Genomic DNA, 7,752 nt, shown 5'->3' with positions numbered 1-7,752 from the left:
GCGCACCAGGCGGTGCACGCCGGGTTCGGTCTTCAGCCAGCCATAGGCATAGTCGCCTTCCACGCGCAGCGTGGCCGACTTGATGCCGGCGACATCGCCACCGGAGACTTCCATCAGCTCGGTCTTCCAGCCACGCGATTCGCACCAGCGCAGGTACATGCGCAGCAGGATTTCGGCCCAGTCCTGGGCTTCGGTGCCACCGGCACCGGCCTGGATGTCGACGAAGGCCGGGGCGTTGTCCATCTTGCCGGAGAACATGCGCTGGAATTCCAGCTGTTCCACGTGCTTCTGGTACTTGTCCAGGTCGGCGACCACGGCCAGGGCGGTGTCTTCGTCCTGTTCGCTTTCAGCCAGTTCCAGCAGTTCGCTGGATTCGGTCAGCCCATCGAGGATGGTGGCGATGCCGCCGACCGTCTTCTCCAGGCTGGAACGCTCGCGACCCAGGGTCTGGGCGTATTCGGCGTTGTTCCAGATATCGGGATTTTCCAGTTCCCGGGTTACTTCTTCCAGACGCTCTTTCTTGGCGTCGTAGTCAAAGATACCCCCTGAGCGAGAGCACGCGATCGGTGAGATCGGTGATTCGCTGGCGCACGGGATTGAGCTCGATCATATCGGCGGTAATGAAGGCTTGGGACAAGACGCGAATTGTAGCTCAGCGCGCCCGTTCATGTAGATGCACCTGCCGGGGCGGCGCTCGGCAGCGGGTCCGCCGTGGTCCCCTGCCCCAGCGCCGCGCGCAGCCCGGGCAGCTGGCGGCGGCTGCACGGCAGCACCGTGCCGTCGGCCAGGTGAACCCGGGCCTCGCCGCTGTCCAGCGGCTCGATCGACACCAGCACGGCCAGGTTGAGCAGGTAACTGCGGTGGATGCGCACGAACCGCGCCGGGTCCAGCCGCGCCTCCAGCGTGGCCAGCGTGCTGCGCAGCGGGTAATCATGGCCGCGCACGCGCAGGTTCATGTAGTTGCCGGCGGCCTGGGCATATTCGATGTCGTTGGTGGCCACCAGGAAGTCACGGCCCAGCTTGCGCACCAGGAAGCGCTCGGGACGGTCCACCGGCTCCACCGGCGGCGCGTCCTCCGGCGCGGCCAGCAGATGCGCCTCGCCCTGCCGGCGGCGACCGAACCAGCTGAAGAAGTGCTCGATGGCCACGAAGCTGAAGAACGCCCGCACGTCCTTCAGGTATTCATAGAGCAGCCGCGTGGGCCAGCTCGACCCGTCGACGTAGTGCTCGCCGACACTGGCATAGGCCAGGTGGCGCAGCAGCATCATGCCGACCACGTGCAGCAGCGACCAGGCCACGCTGGCCGCCAGGTACAGCGGCAGGCGCCGCCGCCAGGTGTCGGCATGCAGCGGCCAACGCTGGCAGCCCCACCACAGCAGCGGCAGGGTCAGCAGGATCATGCCGGCACTGCTCAGCTCCCAGGTCATCGGCTCCCACAGCGCCAGCGCCTCGCCACGGCGCTGGGCGTCCATCACCTCGACCACGGCATTGGCCGCGGCGCTGCCGAGCAGGATGGCCGCCCAGACCAGCAGGCGGCTGGCCGGCCGCCAGCGCGGGGAACTACGGGGGGGCACGTTCGGGTCCATGCATCGGGCGCTGGGGAATCAGCGCCCGATTCTACGGGCTGCGGGTCAGCGCACGTCGAACTCGCCCACCAGGACCGTGTCGGCGCTGTCCTTCAGGCGCATCGTCACCTGCTGGTCCTGCTGGCGGCGGCTGCCCCAGTGCGTGCTCAGGCGCAGGGTCAGCGTGGTAGCCCCGGTGACCAGCTGCTCGCGGCTGCCGAAGTAGTTCGCCTCCACCTTGTAGCGGCCCGGCTTGGCCTGGCGCAGCGAGAACTGTTCCGGACCGTAGCCGCCGGTGAAGTCACGCGACATCTGCCCGCCCTGGTAGGTCAGGCGGTTGCCGTAGTACGCACGCTCGCCGTTGGGGTCGGTGACCCACAGGTCCATGTCGCTGTTGTCGCTGTCCCAGCTGAGCACCACGCGCAGGTCCAGCGGCATCGCCCGGCGCAGGCGCGGGTCGACCGCACGTGCGTCCACCCCGGTGCGCGCCACCAGCGTGGTCAGCTCGTCCAGCGCGATCAGCGAGATGCCGTCGAAGCGGTCGTCCCACGGCCGCACCACCACCTCGTTGAACGCCGCCAGCGCCGCCTGCGGCTGGTTGTCGGCCTCCAACGCCAGCGCCAGGTCACGGAAGCTCTGCGGCTCTTCCTCGCCCAGCGCCAGCACGTCACGGAACACCGGCACGGCCAGTGCCGGCGCCTTGGCCTGCATCAGCCGGTAGCCCAGCACGCGCAGCACGTGGCGGTTTTCCAGCTGCATCTCGGCCAGGTTCGACAGCACCCGCAGGGCCAGGTCGCGCTGGCCATGCGCGAACAGGATGTCGGCGACGTCCAGGTAGAAGGCGCTGCTGTCGGCGTGCTGGTCGCGCTCCTGCAGGTACAGCGCGTACACCGCCTCCGGGCGGGCCGCGCGCAGCCGGCGTGCGTAGGCCGAGTCCGGCGCCCATGCGGCAACAGTGATGCGCAGCGCGCCCTGGTTGGCCCGCGCATCGGCAGTGGCTACAACCGTCGCATCGGCCGCCGCAGGGGCCTGCGCACGCATCGCGCCGGTCACCTCCACCCTGTCCAGGGCGACGGATGCTGTGTCTGCCCGCTCACGCTGCGCGCTCTCGGCGGCCAGCATCATGGGCGCCGGTGGCGCAGATGCAGGAGCAGGTGCAGGCGCCACGGCGCCCATCGGTGTCGCCCGCTGCTTGCTGACAGCGGCCGAAGGCGGCGAGCCTTTCGGCCAGGTCCGGTTCCACCACTGCTCGCGCTCGGCGAACTGCACCGCCAACTTGTCCAGGCGCGCGCGGCGCGCGCTGGCTTCGTCCTCCGCCTTCACCGCGTGCAGCCGGTCGTAGTCCCGCTGCAGCGGCGCGGCCGGGCGGATGCCGTATTGCAGGTAGTCCTCCAGCGTTTCCAGCACCAGCAGCGAGGTGTCTGCACCGACCAGCCCGAAGCGCTGCGACAGCGCCTGGATCGCGCCACGGTTGGCCACGGGGTCTGCGGCCAGCTCCCGGCGCCGGGCTTCGGCCCAGGCGTGGGCGACCAGCGCACCGCCGGTATCGCGCGCCTGCGCCACCGGAACCGTCAATGTCTGGCGAGCACCGTCCGCCGCCGGAACCTGCAGCCGAAGCATGCCGTTCGCTTGCTGCATGCGGGCCAGCACGCGCACCCAACCCTGGTCGGCGCGTTCGGCATCCACGATCAGGTCGGTCAGCCCATCGCCTTCGGCCTGCACGTTGCCCGGATTATCCCGCAGCAGGCGTGTCGCCATCGATTCCACGTCATGGCTGCCGTTCAACACCAGCAGCTGCCCCTGCCCTGCGCGTGCCCACGCACGCAGCCGGTCACTGTCGGTGCGCGCACCGGCACCACTCAGCGCATACAGGCGCTGGTTCGCCCGCAGTGCCGGGCGCTCGCGCTTGCCATAGTTGGCCAGCCCGTCGCTGACCAGCAGGTATTCGTCCACGTCGGGTTGCGCGGTCCAGTCGCCCAGCGCACTTGCACCGTCGTAGGACAATCCCTCCAGATGCCGGCGCAACGCGCTCCAGTCGCCGCTGCGGATGGCGAAGCGTCGCGTCGGTTCGGCGCGGTCGCGCAGTACGGTCAGCTGCACCTCGCCGTTGCCCATGGCGCTGAAGTAGCGCTCCAGCACGGCCAGTTCCGCGGCGGTGTCGCGCTGGCGTGCCGAGCCGGACGCATCCCACAACAGCCCCACGCGATGGGGCAAGGTGCGCTGGCGGGTCTGCACTGGCACGGGCACCTGCACCATCAGATACTGTCCGCCGTCGAACGCGCCGCGTACGGCGTCCACGCCGCGCGGCAGCGGCAGCGTCCAACCCAGCTGCGCCGGCAGCTGGTCACCGCTGCCCTGCCAGTCGGCACGCCACGCCCCATCGCGCAGCGCCAGGGCCAACGTTGGCGGACCGTGAGTCACCGGCACGCCGGTCGCCACCGCATCCAGCCGCAGTTGTACCGACTTCGCCTGCCCCACGAACTGCAACGGCAGCGTCCAGCGCAGTCCCTCCCTGCTCACCGCCAGGGCCTCACGGACGGTCAGCGCGACCCGACGCGTGCCCAGCGCAGGAATGGGATAGATGCGCAGGCGGAACTGGTTGCCCGCGGTCTGCTCCAACAGGCCCGGATCGACCCGGCGCCGTTCGATCGCCTCGAACACCTGGCGTCCCTGCGCCTTCGGCACAGGCACCGCATCGCGCATGACGCCATCGATATCCAACGCGAACGCCGTCACCTGCTGGCCCTCGGCCAGCGGGAACTCCAGCGCACCTTCCAGCACGCGCCGGTTCGGGTTGCGGAACACCAGTTCGATACGGGTCTCGGCCAGGCCGGCCGCCACATGGCTGTCGGTGCGCGCCTGCTCCAGCTGCACCGGCTGTTCCGCCCCGGCCACTTTCAGCACCGGCTCGGCCACGCGCTGCGCGGCTGCGGTCTGCATGCCCACGCCCCCACCTACCCACAGCAACACCCCCAGCCCGATACCACGCAGCACGTTGTCCATGTGACGCTCCTGATCCGATGACATACGGTTGAACGCACCACCGCCGCAAACGGGGTTGCGCCAGCATCGACCTGTTGCGGTCATGGACAACGGCGGCCCCGAGGGGCACGATCCCAGCCCCACGGATTGTTGTCCCACAAGGAACCCCCATGCGCACGCCCCTGCCCCTCCTGCTGCTTGCCGGCCTGCTGCCGGCCGCGTCCGCCGCGCCCCCGGCCACCGTCACGCCCGGCATCGACTTCAGCCACGAGGACTGGACCCTGGCCTGCGACAACACCCGCACCTGCCGCGCGGCGGGCTACCAGCGCGATGACGGCGACAGCGAACCGGTCTCGATCCTGCTCACCCGGCTGGGCGGTCCCGACCAGCCAGTCACGGCCGAGCTCATGCTCGGCCAGTACGATGAAACCACCCTGCCCCGACAGCTGCGGCTGCAGATCAACGACACCGCGCTGGGGAAGCTGGCGTACGACGCTGGCGCCGGCACGGCGGACTTCTCGGCCGCACAGGTGGCCGCACTGCTGGCGTCGCTGAGTCGCAGCAGCCGTGTCGTCGTGGTGGGCGACGACGGAAAGCGCTGGACCGTGTCTGATCGCGGCGCGTCGGCCGTACTGCTGAAGATGGACGAATTCCAGGGGCGCCTCGGCACGCCCGGCGCGCTGGTGCGCAAGGGCACACGCGCCGAAGCCTCGGTACTGCCTGCGCTGCCCGTTCCGGTGATCGTGCTGGGTAGAACCGTGGCGACCCGTCCCGCAGACCAGGCGCTAGCGGATTCGCCTGCCCTGCGTGCGGCGCTGGTGGCAGCCACCTCGGCCGACGAGTGCGAAGCACTACATCCCGACGGCACGATGTTCGGCGACGAAGGTCCGCAGGCAATCACCGTGCAGCGCCTGTCGGCGGACAAGCTGCTGGTCTCGCAGGGCTGCTGGCGTGGCGCGTACAACACCGGCGATGGCTATTGGGTGGTCAACGACCGCCCGCCTTACGCGCCGACGCTCGTCACTGCATCGGCCGTGGACGACGAGCTGCGCACGATCCAGGAAGCACAGAAGGGCCGCGGGCTCGGTGACTGCTGGTACAGCGCCAGCTGGGGCTGGACCGGCACCCGCTTCGTCAAGACCGCCGAGTCCCGCTCCGGCCTGTGCCGCCTGGTCGCCGCCGGCGGCGCATGGGAGATGCCGACGGTAGTCACGAAGGTTCAAGAACCGCATTGATCCTTGAACCCCGCGCCACACGAAGCAGCCACGCATGGCGTGGCTCTACGCTGTTACAGCGCAATCGTCCTGTGCACGTAACGGTTCGTAGAGACACGCCATGCGTGTCCACCGCGCGCAGCGCGGCACAAGCGTCCTGACCCGTATAAACGCGGCGTTTGTCCTGGACCCGACGTTTGGACCCAATCGAAGCATGTATCAGGGTTCATGAACCCGACACGTCGCTGCAATGCTCGATGATCAACTGGATCGCGCCGCCGCCACGGTAATCATCGCTGACCAGACGGTAGGCGATATGCACGTGGTTGGCGGGCGCATTGCCGCGCCAGCCACTGAAATGAATCGCGTTGATCGGCTCGGCGCGGCCAGGCACGCGCAGGCTGAGCTTGAGGTGCTTTTCCTTCAGCACCTGCCAGCGCGCCACCTGGAAGTGGCCGTCGAACAGCGGCTCCGGGAAGCCCTGCCCCCACGGCCCGGCCAGACGCAGGGCTTCGGCATGCTGGAAGTCCAGCTCGGCGGGAGCGAGTTCGCCATCGCTCATCAGCAGTTCCTGCAGCGCCGCCGGATCCATGCTGGCCTCGACCACGGCCACGAACGCCTGCTGGAACGCCTCCAGCCGCGCATGCGGCAGGCTGAGACCGGCGGCCATCGCGTGGCCACCGAACTTGTCGATCAGCCCCGGATGTGCGGCATTGACCAGCGCCAGCGCGTCACGGATATGGAAACCGGCGATGGAGCGCGCCGAGCCGCGCAGCGAATCGCTGCCCGGTTCGGCCGGGGCGAACGCGATCACCGGCCGGTGCAGGCGGTCCTTCATTTTCGAGGCGACCAACCCCACCACGCCGGGATGCCATTCGGCGTCGAACAGGCACGCCGCGATCGGGCGTTCGCCCTCGGTGCTCAGCAGCGCTCGCGCAACCGCCAGCTCGGCGTCGTCGGTCATCAACTGCTGCACGGCACGGCGTTCGGCGTTGATCTGCTCCAGCGTCTGGGCGATCTCGCGCGCCTGGCCGCGGTCCTCGGTCAGTAGCAGCTCGATGCCCAGCGCCATGTCTTCCAGCCGGCCGGCCGCGTTCAACCGCGGGCCGAGGGCGAAGCCGATGTCGGTGGCGCTGAGCCGCGCCGCGTCGCGGCCACTGGCCTCGATCAGCGCCTGCAGGCCCACGCAACCCTGACCGGCGCGCAGCCGGCGCAGGCCGGCCGAGACCAGCGCCCGGTTGTTGGCATCCAGTGCGACCAGATCGGCGACGGTGCCTACAGCCACCAGATCCAGAAGGGTCAGCAGGTCCGGTTCCGCACCGGCGGCAAAGGCGCCCTGCACGCGCAGGTGCCGGCGCAGGGCCATCAATACATAGAAGATCACCCCGACCCCGGCCAGCGCCTTGCTCGGGAATGCGTCGCCGTTGATGTTGGGGTCGACGATGGCGTCGGCCGGCGGCAACTGCTCGCCCGGCAGGTGGTGGTCGGTGACCAGCACCTTCCAGCCCAGCGCCTTGGCCGCGGTCACGCCGGCATGGCAGGCAATGCCGTGATCGACGGTAACCAGCAGCCCGGGCTGCAACGGCGCCAGCTCGGCCACCAGCGAGGGAGACAGGCCGTAGCCGTGCAGCATGCGGTTGGGCACGGCATGCACGACGTCACGCGCACCCAGCATGCGCAGACCGCGCACGCCGACTGCGCAGGCGGTAGCGCCATCGCAGTCGAAATCGCCTACCACCAGAATGCGTTCGCCGGCGGCGATGGCCGCCGCCAGCAGGTCCACCGCGGCCTGCATGCTGCCCATCAGCTCCGGCGCATGCAGCTGCGCAAGCTTCGGCTGGGCCTGGGCCGCGTCGATCACGCCGCGTGCGGCGTACAGGCGCTGCAGCAACGGCAACATGTCACCCGGCCATTCGCCAAGGGCGGCGGCGGGACGGCGTTGGATCTGGAGGGAATCAGAAGCGGTCAAGGCGGGCTCGGTAAACAGCGCG

Annotated in this window: 4 protein-coding genes and 1 pseudogene; 1 reads left to right on the top strand and 4 read right to left on the bottom strand. The window is 69.5% G+C overall.

From position 1 onward, the window contains the following. The 3 genes and pseudogenes from ACREPD_RS10040 to ACREPD_RS10030 form a co-directional block, all read right to left on the bottom strand. Positions 1-610, bottom strand: a pseudogene (locus ACREPD_RS10040) (PCRF domain-containing protein); the annotation flags it as partial. A gap of 55 nt (positions 611-665) precedes the next feature. Beyond that, entirely contained in the window at positions 666-1,574 is a 909-nt protein-coding gene (locus ACREPD_RS10035) for a LytTR family DNA-binding domain-containing protein (RefSeq protein WP_431599197.1), read from the bottom strand. A gap of 57 nt (positions 1,575-1,631) precedes the next feature. Beyond that, a complete protein-coding gene (locus ACREPD_RS10030; RefSeq protein ID WP_431599196.1) occupies positions 1,632-4,568 on the bottom strand; it encodes a VIT domain-containing protein in 2,937 nt (978 codons plus the stop codon). Between the two features lie 149 nt (positions 4,569-4,717). Here ACREPD_RS10030 and ACREPD_RS10025 point away from each other — a divergent pair, with 149 nt between their 5' ends. Further along, positions 4,718-5,782 (top strand): DUF1176 domain-containing protein, encoded by a 1,065-nt coding sequence (locus tag ACREPD_RS10025; protein ID WP_431599195.1) that lies wholly within the window; start codon positions 4,718-4,720, stop codon positions 5,780-5,782. A 205-nt stretch (positions 5,783-5,987) separates the two neighbouring features. Here the strand turns inward: ACREPD_RS10025 and recJ are convergent, their stop codons facing one another. After that, positions 5,988-7,661 (bottom strand): single-stranded-DNA-specific exonuclease RecJ, encoded by a 1,674-nt coding sequence (gene recJ / locus ACREPD_RS10020; RefSeq protein ID WP_431599199.1) that lies wholly within the window; start codon positions 7,659-7,661, stop codon positions 5,988-5,990. Positions 7,662-7,752: the final 91 nt, after the last annotated feature.

It is taken from the genome of Stenotrophomonas sp. (assembly GCF_050737075.1).
In the GTDB taxonomy this organism is placed as follows: domain Bacteria; phylum Pseudomonadota; class Gammaproteobacteria; order Xanthomonadales; family Xanthomonadaceae; genus Stenotrophomonas.
Note: the sequence above shows the minus strand (reverse complement) of the source record. Positions and strands in the feature narration are given on the sequence as shown.

What these genes read in the sequence shown, in the direction of transcription:
- recJ (WP_431599199.1), bottom strand. Translation starts at nt 7,661, where the DNA reads ATGTTGCCGTTGCTGCAGCGCCTGTACGCCGCACGCGGCGTGATCGAC.
- ACREPD_RS10030 (WP_431599196.1), bottom strand. Translation starts at nt 4,568, where the DNA reads ATGGACAACGTGCTGCGTGGTATCGGGCTGGGGGTGTTGCTGTGGGTA.
- ACREPD_RS10025 (WP_431599195.1), top strand. Translation starts at nt 4,718, where the DNA reads ATGCGCACGCCCCTGCCCCTCCTGCTGCTTGCCGGCCTGCTGCCGGCC.